Genomic DNA, 16,584 nt, shown 5'->3' with positions numbered 1-16,584 from the left:
TTTTGTTGTTTGTTGTAAGTTGTATGTTGTAAGTTAACAGTTCGTAACCTACAACATACAACCTACAACTATTGCAAACTTACTAATTTATCCACGCTCCAAGCTTCGGGTTTGTCATTGAATAGTTTTTTTGTAAACGTCCATACATCATAAAACAATTCCGAACGGCGGTAATTTTCCAAATCGTCTTCGGTTTCCCAATAGCTGTAAGTAAAGAAAATACACGGATTGTTTTTGTCTTGATACAATTCAAGAAAACGGTTTCCTTGGGCATTTCGTATTTTGGTTTTCATCAATTCGAAATTGGCTAGAAATGCGGGAATGTGTTCTTGATGGAAACTCATTTTTACAATACGTACGAACATTTGATTTATGATTTTAGATTGCAGATTTTAGATTTAGAGAAAATTAACGGTGATGGTATCGCGATAGCCTAATCCGAGTAGGCTAGAAGCGCTTCCAACGCTCATTGGATTGCTTCTGAAAATGGCAATTTCTAAATGCCCGGCTTCGTTGAAAATAGCGAGTTTATCACCTTCGTAATTCTTGATGCCGTAATTTCCGGCGTTGGATATATCGGAATATTTCGCCCAAATGTTTTTAATTGGAATCGATCGCTTTTGATTTTTTCCTTGCATGATTGGAATTTCGTATGGTCGGCCTTTGGCAATTTCCAGAAATAATTTCTTGGTGATATTGGTCACGACATTTCCGAAATGATCGATATAAATTACGGAACCTTTGATGGAGTTTTTATCGGCAGCAATGATGGGCTGTAACTCAGTAATCTGTTTAATGCTGGTGATTTCCTTACCAATGACATTAAGCAATCCGCCTTTTGCAACATGACAAGCGACTTTGACAAACACATCCAAATCAGTAGCATCAACGGGCAAACGATCGTGAATATTGATGGCAACCATTTTCTGCGGCTTAATATTTTGAATCAACATGCTTAAGATTCCGTTATCGGCACAGATAAAATAATGGTCATTCCATTGAATGGCGATGTGTCGGTTTTCTTTGTTTAATTCAGCATCGACACCAATCAAATGAACCGTTCCTTTTGGGAAATTCGCATAACTTGCGCCAATGATATAGCTGGCTTCGGAAGTGTTAAACAAATCGATGTCGTGCGAAATATCGATAATCACTGCTTCAGGATAATCCGTAAGTATTTTACCTTTCAAAGCACCTACAAAATGATCTTTTAAGCCGTAATCGGTAGTAAGCGTAATTATTGACATAAAATTGTTTATAAATAAAAAGAAAACCGAACTAAAAACTCATTAAATTTGAATGCAAAGCTACTAATTATAGTAACAAATTTTTAATTTAATACTACTTCCTTTTGAACGAAAGAATAATTGAACTCAACGACATCGCACCCAAAGATTTTTGGGGCGCACAAGATTCTCATCTTGAAACTATTAAAAAGTACTATCCTAAATTAAAAATTGTCGCCCGCGGCACCACGCTTAAGGCTTTCGGAGAAAAAGAAGTTTTAGATGAGTTTGAAGTTCGATTCAACCGACTCATGGCTCATTTCACCCGATACAACCGAATTGATGATAATGTGATAGAACGCGTAATTCAGAGCAACTCGCAAGATGAGCAACGCATGCCCGATCACGACAAAATTTTAGTGCATGGCATCGGTGGAAAAATCATCAAAGCAATGACTCCAAATCAGCAATTGCTTGTCGATACGATAAACAAAAACGATATGGTTTTTGCTGTTGGTCCGGCCGGAACCGGTAAAACTTATACAGGTGTTGCCCTTGCTGTCAAAGCATTGAAAGATAAAGAAGTCAAAAGAATTATCTTGACAAGGCCTGCTGTTGAAGCTGGTGAAAATTTAGGTTTTCTTCCGGGTGATATGAAAGAAAAACTCGATCCGTATATGCAACCTTTATATGATGCGTTGCGCGATATGTTACCGCCACAATCACTAGAAGATTATATTCTCAAAGGCATCATTCAAATTGCACCGTTGGCATTCATGCGTGGAAGAACTTTAGACAATGCTTTCGTAATCCTCGATGAAGCCCAAAACACAACCCATTCTCAAATGAAAATGTTCCTAACACGTATGGGAAAAAACGCCAAATTCATGATTACGGGCGATCCGGGACAAGTCGATTTGCCAAGAAGAACCATTTCAGGTCTCAAAGAAGCGATTCTCGTGTTGAAAGATGTTGAAGGTATTGGGATAATCTACTTAGATGACAAAGATATTGTTCGTCACAGATTGGTCAAAAAAGTCATCGATGCGTACAAACAAATCGAAAACAACGATTAGAAATTTCACTTTTAAATACAAAATGCTTACAAAGATTCAATTCGATGTAAGCATTTTTTTTGTTATTATATTTTTCAGGAGCCAATCCCGCTATCATTCCAATCTTGTCATTGCGAACGAAGTGAAGCAATCTGTTCGACACTTACGGCGCAATGTCAAGGATTTTCCCTTCTATCGGGGCTAGGGCATTCCATCCACTGGAACACTATTCTCAAATGTCAATTAAAAAGGATAACCAATCGCCAAATTGAATACCAAATTATCACTTCTCCAAGGCCCGTTTCCAAAATTCACTTTGTCAATTACCCAACGTTGCCCATCTGGGAGATAAGGTATTCGCAGTGGGAAAGCCAAATCTGTCCGCAGTACCAGAAACGATAAGTCAAATCGCAGTCCAACACCTGTTCCTACAGCCAGTTCGTTTAGGAATTTTCCCGAGAATTTTGCACCAGGTTTTTCAGGATTATCAGTCATCAGCCAAATATTACCTGCGTCTACAAAAACAGCTCCATGCACAATACTAAATAGTTTTGCACGATATTCGGTGTTGATTTCAAATTTAATATCACCAGATTGATCCGGTAAAAAACTATTGGTTTCCGCTTCGGCGTTGAATGTTCCGGGTCCAATAGAACGGGCACGGAAAGCCCTCAAACTATTCGTTCCTCCAATAAAAAACTGTTTGATATAAGGCAACTCCGCCGAATTCCCATAAGCATAACCAGCGCCAACAATGATGCGGCTGGCCAATTGCGAATTATCGCCCAATTTCATATAATGCCTAAAATCTGCTTCCGCTTTGGCAAATTGACTGAAAGGAACGCTCAACACTTTAATCGTATCGCCTTTTTTGATATCCGCTTTGGTGAGCAATCCCGCAAGGTTTCCTGCCAAATCAAACGAACCTTTAAAATAAAGCGTATGCTTTTTCGCCGTTTCCATAGTGTTGGTGTACGTATACGAATAGTTGGGTCCGAAAATCAATTGTTTGTCAATGACTTTGTTGAGCGATTCGTTTGTGGCTGCTTGTTCACGATATAAAGGCGTCACGTGCGATGGACTCACATAGGTAATTTCCGTAACATTAAGTTGGTGTTCCTTACGGGCGTTTTCCTTCCACAAATAACCAAACGAAGTTTTAAACGAATTCAACGAATACAATTTCGACCTCAATTGGTATTCATAACCAAGCGTAGCCTTTGTTTTTGGTACAAATCCACTTGATGAACTGGTCTTAAACGGCGTCAGGAAGCGCGGCCAAATTAGGTTCATTTCCGTTCCGGCACGGTATACATCAAAACCTTTGTTTTGACCGCCAAGTTGCACTTCAAGTCCACCAAATAGACTAACCGTAAACAATTCCGCGCCTCGGAAAGTATTTCTATTGCTCCAACTGATGTTGAGTTCCGTTCCGGTATAATTGGCCGAATTGGTTTTGCCCAAGACTTCCACTCGGAAAGATTTTCTAGTCAATGGTGTCAAATAATAAAAGGCATTGAGGTAATTTCCTATCGTATCGACAATCGTGAATTGGTTTTTTACAAATTTGAAAGTTCCTAAATTCACAAGCCGATTCAATGATAAATTGTGGTTCGTGCGGTTGTATAAATCATTTTTTTTGAAATAAAGCGTGCGGTCAAATATTCGAGGATTGAAGGTTTTCTGAGCATCGATGATGGTGAAATCATGGTATTTCTGAATCGAATCCGAAGTGGTAACTGCTTTATCGGTATTCACGGAATAATTCGGATAAACAATAATATCATTGATTCTGTATACATTTCTGGCGAGCTTCGGTGTTTCGGGTTTTACTTTTAAAAGCAAATCAACTTGATGCTTTCCGACTGTACTATCAACTTGCACTTTCAAATAATCCGCGCCAAAAAAGAAATACCCTTTTTCCTTCAAGTGCGTATCAATGCGTTGTCTTTCAGCTTTTATTTTATCAAGATCATAATTTTCGCCGGGTTTCAGAAAGCTTTTTTCTTTAATGGCCATCATGGCTTGTTCAAGTTCCAAAGTGTCGGCAGGAAAAATAACCTGTTTGATTTTATACGGACTGCCGGGTTTGACGAGAAAATTCGAAGTAACTCTTTTGCCTTTACGTGTTGAATCTGCAGCAACACGCGTATTGAAATAACTTTTATTTTCCGCGTAATTCTTCAAGATGTTTTTATTGAAATCCAAATCAAAATGACTAAAAAGTACCGGCGGTTCACCCACTTTATACCGCAGCCAATGGCGGAATCCTTTTTCCTTTTTAGGCGTACCGGCAATGTTGTAGATATACAGTTTGAAACGCAGTCCAAGTACTCTGCTATTGGGTTTCGGACGCAACATGCCTTCCATAACTTTTCTGAGATTCTTGCGCTCTTTTCTCGAAATAGAATCGTCTTCTACCTTAATTTTCCCACCAGTATATAGCAATTCACCTTGAGGCAAATATTTAGTGTTGCTGCACGAAGAAGCCAGAAAGAGTAGGAGCAAACCGATATATAGCGTTTTCGTTTTCATTATAATTTCTTTTTTGTATCGAGTTTGGCTTTGTCTTGTTTCGCACTCCGGAAAATCTCACGAAATTTATCGTAGTTCAAAGTGATGATAAACGACACGCCTGTTTCAATCACTTGCCCTTGCAACGCCACTTGGTATTGGTTTTTACGATAAGCCCGCACGCGATACCTTCCGTCTTTCGACAATTGGTAATCGGCCGAAATATCGCCGGCAATATTGTTCGCTTGTTGGTTGGTTTGCTGTTGTCCTTCGAGGGCGAAACTACTTCCGACACTAACTTTCAAACGGTCATTGAGCAATCTTTGGGAAACACCCACATTCAAATCGGTTTTGTTCTGACGTTGCCCGGAGGTGTAATCGTCGGTCGACTCGAGGTCGAAATCGAGTTCAACACCTTTAATTAAATCACCCGCCAAATCATTCAATTGTTGCGACAAAATTTTACTTGCACTTTGTCTGGCCAATGCTCCCGAAGAAGTACCGTCTGACTCACTGGCAAATGGATTTTCACCGATAAATCTATTCAAAAGCAACAGTGCAAAAACCTGTTTGTTGAGCTCGGCAGGTTCTTGACGCAATTGTGTTAATCGCGTTTGCGTGCTGTTGATGATTTCTGTCGAAACAGAATTGTTGCCTTCAGGAAGCACAATGTCAAAAGTGATGTCGGGTTTGAGCAATTCGCCTTTCATAATCAGTTCGGTTTCGAAAGGAATTTTTTGTTTGTAGGTATTGCGAATTTCATCGCTCACATTGCCCAGTTGGTTGCCCAAAAGATCAATCGGAGCCGCGTCGGTTTTGTATACGGCAGTGATGTTGATGTCGGCTGCAGTGGGCTCGCCTGTCCACAAGATGTAGCTTCCTTCTTTAATATCAAATTTTCTTTTGATTAGGCTGAATGTCATTTCGTAGGTACCTTCGGTAAATTCGTAACGTCCCGCGAGTGTGGTTTTTCCTGAGGAATCAATACCGCCGGTCAGTCGCGCTTCACCTTTGAGTTTGAGGTAATCACCATTGCCTTTGTCGATGATCATGTTGAGCTCGGCTTGTTTGTCGATTTCAATATTCACAGAAGCTTCAAGGCCTTTGATTTGGGTTTTGCTGATCGAATCGTTTGCGATTAATTTTTGATTGATAGCAACATCATCTTGATCGATAAATTCGACAATACCTTCACGGTCTTCAATCGATGGGTCTTGTTGAGGCAGCACAACCGTGAGTTTGGTGTCTTTATTCACATTGATATTGCCATCGATAATTGGTTTGTCGGTATTGCCTTTGATTTTAAGGCGCGTATCAACATACAATTGTCCGTAAAACAATTGGTTGTCTTTTTCTTTTGAATTCAAAACTTGAAAATTGTCTGCGCCCACCGAAAGATTGAAACCGTAATCTATAAAATTGGTCGTAGGCATCGAACCGTCAACGACCAAAATATTGTCCTGATCATCTTTGATTACAAACTTGTCGATGACAATACCGCTTTCATTCACAGTGATTTTATCGTTCATCGATTTGAAATAGGCATTGGCTTGTTTTACACGGAAAGCAATGTCGTTAAATTGCAAATCACCAACGATATGAGGTGCTTCCGGTGTGCCTTTCACTTTAAATTTCCCACTAAAGAATCCGCTGCCTTGTGAAATGTTGCCCATCGAAAAACCTTGGATGCTTTTGAGGTTGAGTTTTACCAAATCCAAATCCATATCAAAAGTGTTGGATTTTGAATTGTAATTGCCATCGAGCACCACATTGTTGTCTTGACCGCTAATTACGATATTGGTTTTATAGTTACTGGCAATGTCATTATTGATTTTAATGGCCAGGTTTCCAACGGTATCTTTGCGAAAATTGAAATCAGCAATCTCAAGATCGGCCGTAAAAAGCGGGCTTTTCATCAAATCTTTAAGCTGTGCTTTTCCATTGATTTTTCCACCAACAGAAAGCGAATCTTTTTGTGCGATGTTCGTAATGGTTTCGATTTGGAAGTCTTTGAAACCGATATTCAACGGCGCATTCGGACTTTCAGATTCTGATTGTGCACTCAGAATATTGTTGTCTTTTTCGAGCGAAACTTCATTGGCATAAATCCCATTTTTCCCAAAGCGCAATAGGTTGTTTGGGTTCATATTCCAGGAATCGTAATTCAATGTTAGTTTGTCGTTGAGTTTGATTTCTGTCGATGCCGGTGTGGTTTTTAATGTACCAGCAATCATATAACGTTCTTTGTCTTTATCGTCTTTGAGCAATAAAGTATAGTCGATAAGATTGTTCTGAACTTTTCCTGAAAGACTTGTGTATGGTAATTTGAATTGAGCATTTTGAATATCATCGACGAGGATTTCATAAACCAAAGCACCTTCTTTTGTATCCACTTTTACGTTGCCGTTGGTTAAAGTATTTTCCTGATAGATAATTTTAGGAATGCTAGCGTTAAACACGATTGAATCATTGACCGAATTATATCGCCCATTAATATGGATTGGTTCGATACTTTTTAAATCCGGCACCAATTGAAAAATAATCGGATGGTCTTTAATAGTAATAGCAAATGCCAATTGCTGTGGACTCGAAACCGCTTTTTTAGAACCCGGATTTGCATCATAATATTGAGCGATCGAATGGGTAATCGCATTGCCAAGTTTCGACAATTGATATTGGCCATTCACGTCAGCATCGAGCATTTGAGAACGTACAACAATCGCATTTTTTTCAGATGTTGCCGTGGCCATTACGGTGATGGTGTCGAGCACAAATTCGTTTTTAGCATTGGCAATTCGCAGGTGATGTACGAACAGTTTTCCGTTGAGATAATCGACATCAGCCGTTGGAAAATCGGCATCCATTTGGCCTTTCAGTTTTAATGGCCCGGCATGCAGATTCAGTTTTTCGAGATCTGCAATATCAACATTCATTTTAAGTTTTACTGCAGGATATTTGTCTTTAAAGCTGCCTTCGGTCGTTAAATTGAAAGCCAGATTCGGGTCTTTCATAACGATTGCCGCATCGAAAATGCCGTTTTTTATGGTGCCGTCGAGATTGGCATTGCGATATGTATATTGATTGTATTGTGCACTAGCAATTTTCCCTTTGACGGTCGCTGAAGCTGTTTTTGGGTTGAGTCCAATACCTTTAATGTTAGCTTGCAGCGAAATTTTTCCAAGCGTCGGATTTTTGATGAGTTTACCTAAATCGAAATTCGTGAAACTTGTGTTTGCTTGATAGACTTCGTGATCTTTTCTTTGTTGGTTAAAATTCGCTTTGACTGTGGCATTTCCAAAACTGCTGGTCAGATTCATGTTGGTAAAGAAAGCGCTCATGGTTCCTTTAAAAGTACCTCGAGTGGCCAATCTTGCCGGCAATTGTATGGTATTCGGAATGGTTTGTTTCGGCACAAAACTGTAAATGTCTTTGGCAGTCGATTCGAAATGACGAATGTTGATATTGAAATAGGCTTTTTTTGCATCAGGTAAACCTACAATCGTTCCGCTTGCTGCAAGTCTTGTGTTGCCTATACCGCTGACTTCAAGATTCGGGATATGGATGTCGTTGACTTTCCCATTGATTTTTCCATTGATTTTAAGGATTGCATTCGCATTACTTTGAAATGGATTGGTATTCGCGAGTTGCGGTGCGAAAATCAAAATGTCTTTGAAACCAATTTGACTGTCGATCAAATTCGCATTGAGTTGTAGTTGACCCATATTTTTTGAAGCAGTTTCAATCGATGGATAACCAATAATGATTTCATTTTTCACCAGCGTTTGCGGTGTTTTTAGATACAAATTTTTAAGATAAGCCGATTTTTCGCCATAATAGAATTTGGTTTTAAGCGATTGCACATCGATTCCACTTTTTTCCTTGATGGTGAATGCGTATATATTACCGGAAATTCCTTTTGATGAGTAAGCAAATTTTTCGCCATCGAGATTGAAGTTTTTGATATCGAGGTGTTTGTAATCAATCCCTTTTTTTGTCGGCGCAACATTTTCATCGTCGAAACGGAAGGCGATTCCTTTGATTTTGGTTTGGTTGAGCTTCATTTTCCAACCTTTTTCGGGCAATTTTGTGTTTAGAGCCGCTGCTGTTTTTGGTAGTTTGTTTTCTTTTTTGACGAGTGTGAGTGCGCCTTTTAAATTATCGATATCAAGGTTTTCTATATCGATAACTTGGTTTTTAAGATCGAATGTATTGAAACGAATTAATGATTTTTCAAGCGTTAATCCTGTGTTGAGATTCGTGCCGGCGTTGTCATATTGGATGTCGATTTTTGATAGTGCGATTTGTCCGAGTTTTAATTTTAAATCTGAATTTTTTGCAAGTGAATCGGCAATTTGTTTGGTATTGACGGCAATCTCATGAACCAACAAACCTTGTTTGAGTCTGATATTCAAACCGTCGAGTTTGATTTTTGGGACATCGAAATCTAGATGATCTAAATCGAATTTATTAATCTTGGTGTCGAAATGATGGATTGCGATTTTGAGATTATTTTTGGTGATGGCATCGTCAAATGTCACTTTGATTTTGTCGAGATTGACATCGCTGATTGAAATTTTTGTTTTAGTATTGGATTTCGATGGGTCTTTGGAAGCAAACGCCTTGATGATATAATCGAAATTGAAAATTGAATCTTTGTTTCTTTTGATGTGTGCGGTGATGCCGTTGAGATCGATGCTGTTGATTTCGACTTCACTGTTGATTAATTTGAAAAGCGAAATGTTGGCTTGCAATTTTCTTCCGTATAATAAAGTATCTTTTTGTTGGCTTTCGAGATAAACTTCTTCGAGGGTGACATCTTTTGGAAAGCCGATATCGATGTGGCCAATCATGACTTTGGTATGGATTTTTCCTTCGAGATAGGTCACTGCTTTGTCTTTGATTTTATTCTGTACAAAAGGAATTTGTATGATAAGCACGAGTAAAATGCACAGCATCAGAATAGAAGCAATGGTCCAGAGTAGAAATTTTGCACCCTTTTTTAAGTATTGTTTCAAATTGGTCCGATTGGTTAATGGTAAATTACGGTTAATATACGACATAAAATCCCCGTGTTCTGTGTAAAGATGAGGATTTATGTGATGATTCTTTTTATACAATTAGAGATTTATATTATAATATTTTAAAATGCATCTGAATATGAATTTCGATTTTGTGTATCTCTCAAAACAATGTATTTTTGTGGCACACTACACACAACACAACTAAAATGAACAATACAATTACTACTACAAATTTTAATTTTCCAAAACAAAAATCCGTTTACCGCGGTAAAGTCCGTGAAGTTTACAATATCGATGATCAATATTTGGTCATGGTTGCTACAGACAGGCTTTCCGCTTTTGATGTTGTTTTACCCAAAGGCATTCCATATAAAGGACAAATTCTGAATCAAATCGCGACAAAATTCATGGAATTGACTAAAGATATTGTGCCAAATTGGCTTATTGCTGCACCTGATCCGAATGTAGCTGTTGGACATTTATGTGAATCTTTTAAAGTAGAAATGGTTATTAGAGGCTATGTTTCCGGACATGCCGCCAGAGAATATTCACTCGGAAAAAGAATGCTTTGCGGCGTTGCTTTACCCGAAGGATTGAAGGAAAATGATCGATTGCCAAATCCAATAATTACACCGACTACTAAAGCGGATAATGGCGAGCATGATGAAGACATTTCGCGAGAAGCTATTTTGGACAAAGGCATTGTATCTGAAGCAGATTATTTGATTTTAGAAAAGTTTACGCGAGCATTATACCAACGAGGAACTGAAATCGCAGCGAGTAGAGGATTGATATTGGTAGATACCAAATACGAATTCGGAAAAACTAAAAGTGGTGAAATTGTGCTGATTGATGAAATCCACACACCGGATTCTTCTCGATATTTTTACCTAGAAGGTTATCAAGAACGGCAGGATAGAGGAGAAGAGCAAAAGCAATTGTCGAAAGAATTTGTTCGTCGTTGGCTGATTGAAAACGGATTTCAAGGAAAAGAAGGTCAACTGATTCCCGATATGACTAATGAATACATTGAAACGGTTTCCGAGCGATATATTGAATTGTATGAGAATATTATTGGTGCTGCGTTTGTAAAAGCCGATATTGCCAATATTCATCAGCGCATTGAAAAAAATGTACTGGAGTATTTAAAGAAAGTTTAAGAATTTTTATACCCAATAATTACCCGCATTTTCAATTAAGGTGCGGGTTTTTTTATTGTATTGAAGATTAATTAAATGTTAAAAATTGCAATGTCGCGTAACGATTTAATACGAACGCCGTCTATTGACTTATATCATCAATCAATTAAAAATCAAATCACAATGAAAAAATCAATCGTTTACTTAGGATTGGCGTTAGTTACTTTTACTGCGCCTGTGTTAGCAAACAACACTGTTACAACAACACAAAATGTTCTTTCACATTATGGCAAAAGCACTCCTTTATGTGTTGCTATTCAAAAAGGAGAATTCGATCTCGTTAAAAAAATGGTCGAATATGGCGCTGATGTGAATGAGAAATCGTTCGGTATGACACCATTAATGGTAGCCGCACGATATAACAAAACAGAAATCATAAAATTCTTATTGGCCAACGGAGCCAACGTTCAGACCAAAGACGAAAAAGGAATTACCGCTTTAAAGTATGCGGAACTTTCACTCGCTAATGATGCTGTAGCGATATTGAAACAGTATTAATTATAGAAAGCCTGAGAATTACTTCTCGGGTTTTTTTACTTTTACTTCCATTATTTTCGCTATTTATTTTTACCGCTGATTCACAGAATTAACAAATCTGCGAATCAGCGGTTTTATTTTCTAAACTTTTATGATTTATTTATTTTAAGAGTAAAGCATTATGGTTACTGAGTTTTTGTTGATTTCTTTCAATTTCAATATGTTAACATACTGTTAAAATTAAGTACTATGCAAAACAAGGTATTAGTTTTTAGCCTTATCTTTGTATAGGAAATTAATAGAAACAATAAATTCATCATCAATAAAAAATAAATCATCATGAAAAATTCAATTACATTATTAGGAATGGCTATGTTAGTTTTCAATTTGACTACAGCAGCCAACACATCAAAAACTACAGATAAAGTAGTAACCGTTGTAACAGAAGACAACGAACAAGCAGATTTTTTTGCTACAGAAGGCAATCCTTTAGAAAAAAGAAATGCTGCACCGGTAGAAGATCAGGTAATTTTGAATCCTGCAGTTGTTATGGTTAATGCTTACCAAAAATCAGTAGAAGAAATAATCGCTGAGAATAATCAAATCATCGAGAGCAATGTTATAGACGAAGGTGTTCGTTATTTTGAAGCTACTGCAATAGAAACCATCATTGAGCAAAACAATCAAATCATTGAAAGCAATAACGACACAGAAGTTCGTCCTTTGTATTTAGACAGAACCATCGAAGATCAGATTGCAGAAGACAACGCGATTATTGAAAGCGATATTACTAGTGCATTTCAACCTTTAGATTTTGAAAGCATCAACAAAAAAGGGTTTTCATTAAAACAAAACACTAATAAACTTGTCGGAATGAACTAACAAAAAACTACTTTAAACAAAAAAAGCATCATGGTTTTCATGATGCTTTTTTTTTAGCCCTGATAGCAGTGGTTATCCTTTTGTGCCGTCGTTTACTTCGTCAGTTCGCCTGCGGCTCGGGTGGCACAAAAGATAAGAACGTATAGCAGGAAATAGCTCCTAAAAATTATTATTTAAAATAAGAAAAATCATCTTCGTTTTTAATCGACAATAAAGTTTCATAAATGAGTTTAATGACGTTTTCAACATCGTCTTTATGCACCATTTCAACCGTTGTATGCATATAGCGCAAAGGCAAAGAAATCAGCGCTGAAGCCACGCCACCATTGCTGTAAGCGAATGCATCCGTATCGGTTCCTGTAGCTCTTGAAGTAGCATGACGTTGGAAAGGAATCTTATTATTTTCAGCTGTAGCAACTATCAATTCACGCAATTTATTCTGAACCGCCGGAGCATAAGCAATCACCGGACCTTTACCCATTTGCAAGTCGCCTTCGATTTTCTTTTCGATCATGGGTGTGGTTGTATCATGGCAGACATCGGTTACAATTGCGACATTGGGTTTGATCGTATTGGTAATCATTTCGGCACCGCGCAAACCGATTTCTTCCTGCACGGAATTGGTGATGTATAAACCGAAAGGCAGTTTCTTTTTGTTCTCGTGCAACAATCTGGCAACTTCAGCAATCATGAATCCACCCATACGATTATCGATGGCGCGACAAACAAATTTATCGTTGTTGAGAATCATGAATTCGTCAGGATAAGTAATCACACAGCCTACGTGAACGCCAAGATTTTCTACTTCGGCTTTAGTTTCGCAACCGCAATCGATGAAGATATTGTGCAGCGTAGCGGATTCTTCTTTTCCGCGATTTCTCGTGTGAATCGCAGGCCAACCGAAAACACCTTTTACAATGCCATTTTTGGTGTGAATGTTTACGCGTTTGGATGGCGCAATTTGATGATCGGAACCGCCATTTCTGATCACATAAATCAATCCGTTGTCTGTAATGTAATTAACGTACCATGAAATTTCATCCGCGTGTCCTTCAATGACCACTTTATATTTTGCATCTGGGTTGATAACCGCAACGGCACTTCCGTAGGTATCGGTGATGAAAGTATCTACGTAAGGTTTTAGATAATTCATCCAAATTTTTTGCCCTTCGGCTTCATAACCGGTAGGCGAGGCGTTATTAAGGTATTGTTCTAAAAAGGTAATGGAGGATTTTTTCAATATCGATTTTGTACTCATAGTTGTTTTTTTGGCTAATTTATAAATTTGGCATTACAGTTGCGTAATTAATGTCTAATTTTGATTCATAATTTTTCTGCTATGAAGTTTAGTCTTTTTATCACCTGCATTTTATTATTTACGTTTTCAATCAATGCCCAAATCATTGAGCAAGACACTACCAAAATTACGTATCAGTTGAAAGATACTGACACGATTACCGAACCCATTCAATTAGAAGAAATTACTGTTTACAAAGACTATATGGATGCCGAAAGCAAGAAGCAATTTTTACTGCTGCGCAATCGGGTTTATAAAGTGTATCCTTATGCAAAAGTGGCCGCTGAACGCCTGACGGTTTTAAATAAAAGTATGGATGCGTTGAAAACGACTCGTGAAAAAAGAAAATATTTCAAAATTGTTGAGGATTATATGCAGAATGAATTTGAACCCAAACTCAAAAAACTCTCGCGCAAACAAGGACAAATTTTGGTCAAATTGATTAATCGCCAAACCGGATTTACAACTTTCGACTTAATCAAAGATTACAAAAGCGGATGGAAAGCCTTCTGGTCCAATACTACAGCGCGTATGTTCGATATCAATCTTAAAACCAAATATGCACCATATGAAGTCAATGAAGATTATCTAATCGAAACCATTCTAAACCGAGCTTTTGATCACGGAAGATTAATCAGACAAGAATCAGCAAATCCAGTTGATTATGAAAAGTTATCGGACTATTGGGTAGAGAAGGCCAAACAAATCAATAAATAGATTCTGAATTTATCAAGATTAAAGAGTTTGTTACCAAAAAAGATATATTTTTACGAGGTAACAAACTTTTTTTATGAAAAAACACAACCTTTTTTTAATAGCCTTTTTTATCTTTTTTAATGTTGATGCCCACAATCAATTTCCCGAAAATAAATTAGAAACAGAACCGACTTCATTGATTGTTGTACCAACATTCAACCAAGTTGGAGCTATTTGTTGGGGTTCATTTTTAGATGATTTGCCTACAACTTCCACCAATGGAATTAACGGTACATGGTTCCCAGCTATCAATAGCGAACAAACCACCACTTATATATTCACACCAGATATTGGACAAGATGCAACAACGACATCAATGACCATAATTGTCAAACCATTGCTTGCTCCAACAGTTACATGCGGCACTTGGTCTCCGAATCAGAAAACTTTTGATTGGATGCCGGTTGTGGGAGCCACAACCTATGCGATTACCTACGCTATCAATGGAGGTCCATACATTAATGCTGGTTTTGGGGCGATGCTTACATATACTATTTCAGGTGTTCTACAAACAGATGATATTGAAATACTTGTAGTGCCTTCAGGTTCTTTCGGGAATTGTTTTACAGCAGGAATTCTAAATTGTCAAGGAGCACCTTGCCCTGAAGCAGGTAATTCAGGGAGTATTACCGTTTGTGATAGCAATGCAACAGTGATCAATTTATTTGACATCATCACCAATGAAGACTCTGGCGGTACATGGACGGAAGTTTCCGGAAACGGAGGAACATTTAATGCTGCTTTAGGTACCTATACTACAGCAATTGGAGCCACTACAAGTTCTTTTATGTATACTGTAGCGGGCACAATCCCATGTCCAAACGATTCCAGTATTGCTACAATTGTAATCCATCCTTATCCAATCGCTGGAACTTTATCAGGAAATCAAAACATCTGCGTAGGCTTTACTACTTCATTTACTTCTACAGCACCTGGTGGTGTATGGACCACTTCAGATTCTAGCATCGCTACTGTAAATAATTTGACGGGCGTCGTCACGGGTAATGCCGCGGGTGTTGCAACAATTACTTACACAATGATAGGAATAGCTCCATGTTCTAATGCCACAGCTAATAGAACTGTGAATGTTAGTGCGGCACCAAATGCAGGCGTGATAACCGGCTTTCAAAATATCTGCATAGGATCTGAAACAACATTTACTTCGACAATTACAGAAGGCACATGGTCTTCAGCTAATCCGGCAGTGGCAACAGTCAATGCAACTTCAGGATTGGTTACCGGAATTTCGGCCGGTACTGCCATAATTACATACACGCAAACAGGAACAGGTGGTTGTTCTAATGCTACAGCCTCAAGATTGATTATTGTAGGTCCGGATGTAGCCGTCACTACTAATTTATTTTGCGACCCAAGTAACGTTACATCGCCCAATTCCGTCGCCGTTGATTGGAGTGCAGTTCCAGGTGCTATAAATTACCAATTTTCATATTATATCAATGGACTCTTGGTAGGAAGTGGTATGACATCAGTCTCTCATTACGAAATTTTTGGTGTTTTATCAGGACAAACCGTTACGTTTACATTAACAAATGTAGCGGGCATTTCTTGTTTTCAATCCACATCAATCACTTGTAGTAATTTAGCGAATGCGTCATTCGAAACAGACACTTTCAAATCTTTCCCAAATCCGGTAAACAATGTTTTAAATCTGACAAGCTCTAATACAATAAACAATGTAGTGATCATCAATGCGCTCGGACAGTATATTTCGAATAAATCGTATGACTCAAAATCCATCCAAATCGATATGTCGAATCTAATGTCGGGCATTTATATGATTAAAGCATCTTCCAACAATAAAACTAAAACAATCAAGATAATCAAAGATTAATTTTTTCTTCAGGAGCTAATCCCGCTCTTCAATACAATCTTTTGTTCTGAACTCCAGAACAAAAGGATTTCCATTACGATCGGGGCTAAGGCCACAGGTCAGTGCTATCTTTTTTAAGCTTCGCGTCATAGCGTCTTCGCGAGCCTTTTATTTTTTTGCGTTCTTTGCGAAAATCATAGCGCCCTTTGCGGTTAAAGAAAAAACTTTCGTATTCAATTCGCGCGAGTCCAACGAGTTATAAACAAAGCGAAAAAAACCTAAAAATATATTTGGAGAAAAGTAAAAGAAGTGGTTATCTTTGCAGC

11 protein-coding genes are annotated in these 16,584 nt (G+C 38.0%); 6 read left to right on the top strand and 5 right to left on the bottom strand.

All coding sequences use genetic code 11. The features are described from left to right. Positions 1 to 68: 68 nt before the first annotated feature. Entirely contained in the window at positions 69 to 365 is a 297-nt protein-coding gene (locus RMO03_RS09765; RefSeq protein ID WP_309641917.1) for an antibiotic biosynthesis monooxygenase family protein, read from the bottom strand. A 33-nt stretch (positions 366 to 398) separates the two neighbouring features. After that, positions 399 to 1,247 (bottom strand): SAM-dependent chlorinase/fluorinase, encoded by an 849-nt coding sequence (locus RMO03_RS09760; RefSeq protein WP_309641916.1) that lies wholly within the window; start codon positions 1,245 to 1,247, stop codon positions 399 to 401. Between the two features lie 104 nt (positions 1,248 to 1,351). Between RMO03_RS09760 and RMO03_RS09755 the strand changes: the two genes are divergently transcribed. Beyond that, entirely contained in the window at positions 1,352 to 2,302 is a 951-nt protein-coding gene (locus tag RMO03_RS09755; protein ID WP_309641915.1) for a PhoH family protein, read from the top strand. Positions 2,303 to 2,524: 222 nt separating this feature from the next. On the opposite strand, the gene RMO03_RS09750 is transcribed toward RMO03_RS09755, so the two are convergent. Both RMO03_RS09750 and RMO03_RS09745 read right to left on the bottom strand, forming a co-directional pair. After that, on the bottom strand, positions 2,525 to 4,816 hold the full coding sequence (locus tag RMO03_RS09750; protein ID WP_309641914.1) for a BamA/TamA family outer membrane protein: 2,292 nt from the start codon (positions 4,814 to 4,816) through the stop codon (positions 2,525 to 2,527). After that, a complete protein-coding gene (locus RMO03_RS09745; RefSeq protein ID WP_309641913.1) occupies positions 4,816 to 9,810 on the bottom strand; it encodes a translocation/assembly module TamB domain-containing protein in 4,995 nt (1,664 codons plus the stop codon). The genes RMO03_RS09750 and RMO03_RS09745 overlap by 1 nt, the downstream gene beginning before the upstream one ends. Before the next feature lie 212 nt (positions 9,811 to 10,022). On the opposite strand from RMO03_RS09745, the gene RMO03_RS09740 reads away from it, so the two are divergent. From RMO03_RS09740 to RMO03_RS09730, 3 genes are all read left to right on the top strand, one after another. Continuing rightward, positions 10,023 to 10,976: a phosphoribosylaminoimidazolesuccinocarboxamide synthase gene (locus RMO03_RS09740; protein ID WP_309641912.1), complete on the top strand. Its 954-nt coding sequence runs from the start codon at positions 10,023 to 10,025 to the stop codon at positions 10,974 to 10,976. 162 nt (positions 10,977 to 11,138) lie between these two features. Beyond that, on the top strand, positions 11,139 to 11,513 hold the full coding sequence (locus tag RMO03_RS09735; RefSeq protein WP_309641911.1) for an ankyrin repeat domain-containing protein: 375 nt from the start codon (positions 11,139 to 11,141) through the stop codon (positions 11,511 to 11,513). A 318-nt stretch (positions 11,514 to 11,831) separates the two neighbouring features. Further along, positions 11,832 to 12,374, top strand: a complete 543-nt coding sequence (locus RMO03_RS09730; protein WP_309641910.1) for a hypothetical protein — start codon at positions 11,832 to 11,834, stop codon at positions 12,372 to 12,374. A 169-nt stretch (positions 12,375 to 12,543) separates the two neighbouring features. Here RMO03_RS09730 and RMO03_RS09725 read toward each other — a convergent pair whose 3' ends face one another. Then, entirely contained in the window at positions 12,544 to 13,632 is a 1,089-nt protein-coding gene (locus tag RMO03_RS09725) for a M42 family metallopeptidase (protein ID WP_309641909.1), read from the bottom strand. An 81-nt stretch (positions 13,633 to 13,713) separates the two neighbouring features. Between RMO03_RS09725 and RMO03_RS09720 the strand changes: the two genes are divergently transcribed. Both RMO03_RS09720 and RMO03_RS09715 read left to right on the top strand, forming a co-directional pair. Next, positions 13,714 to 14,388 (top strand): DUF4294 domain-containing protein, encoded by a 675-nt coding sequence (locus tag RMO03_RS09720; protein ID WP_309641908.1) that lies wholly within the window; start codon positions 13,714 to 13,716, stop codon positions 14,386 to 14,388. A 73-nt stretch (positions 14,389 to 14,461) separates the two neighbouring features. Next, a complete protein-coding gene (locus RMO03_RS09715) occupies positions 14,462 to 16,279 on the top strand; it encodes an Ig-like domain-containing protein (RefSeq protein WP_309641907.1) in 1,818 nt (605 codons plus the stop codon). Positions 16,280 to 16,584: the final 305 nt, after the last annotated feature.

The sequence above is a fragment of the Flavobacterium sp. genome (assembly GCF_031411595.1).
In the GTDB taxonomy this organism is placed as follows: domain Bacteria; phylum Bacteroidota; class Bacteroidia; order Flavobacteriales; family Flavobacteriaceae; genus Flavobacterium.
The sequence above is the reverse complement of the archived record's forward strand: the minus strand, read 5'-3'. Positions and strand labels throughout refer to the sequence as shown.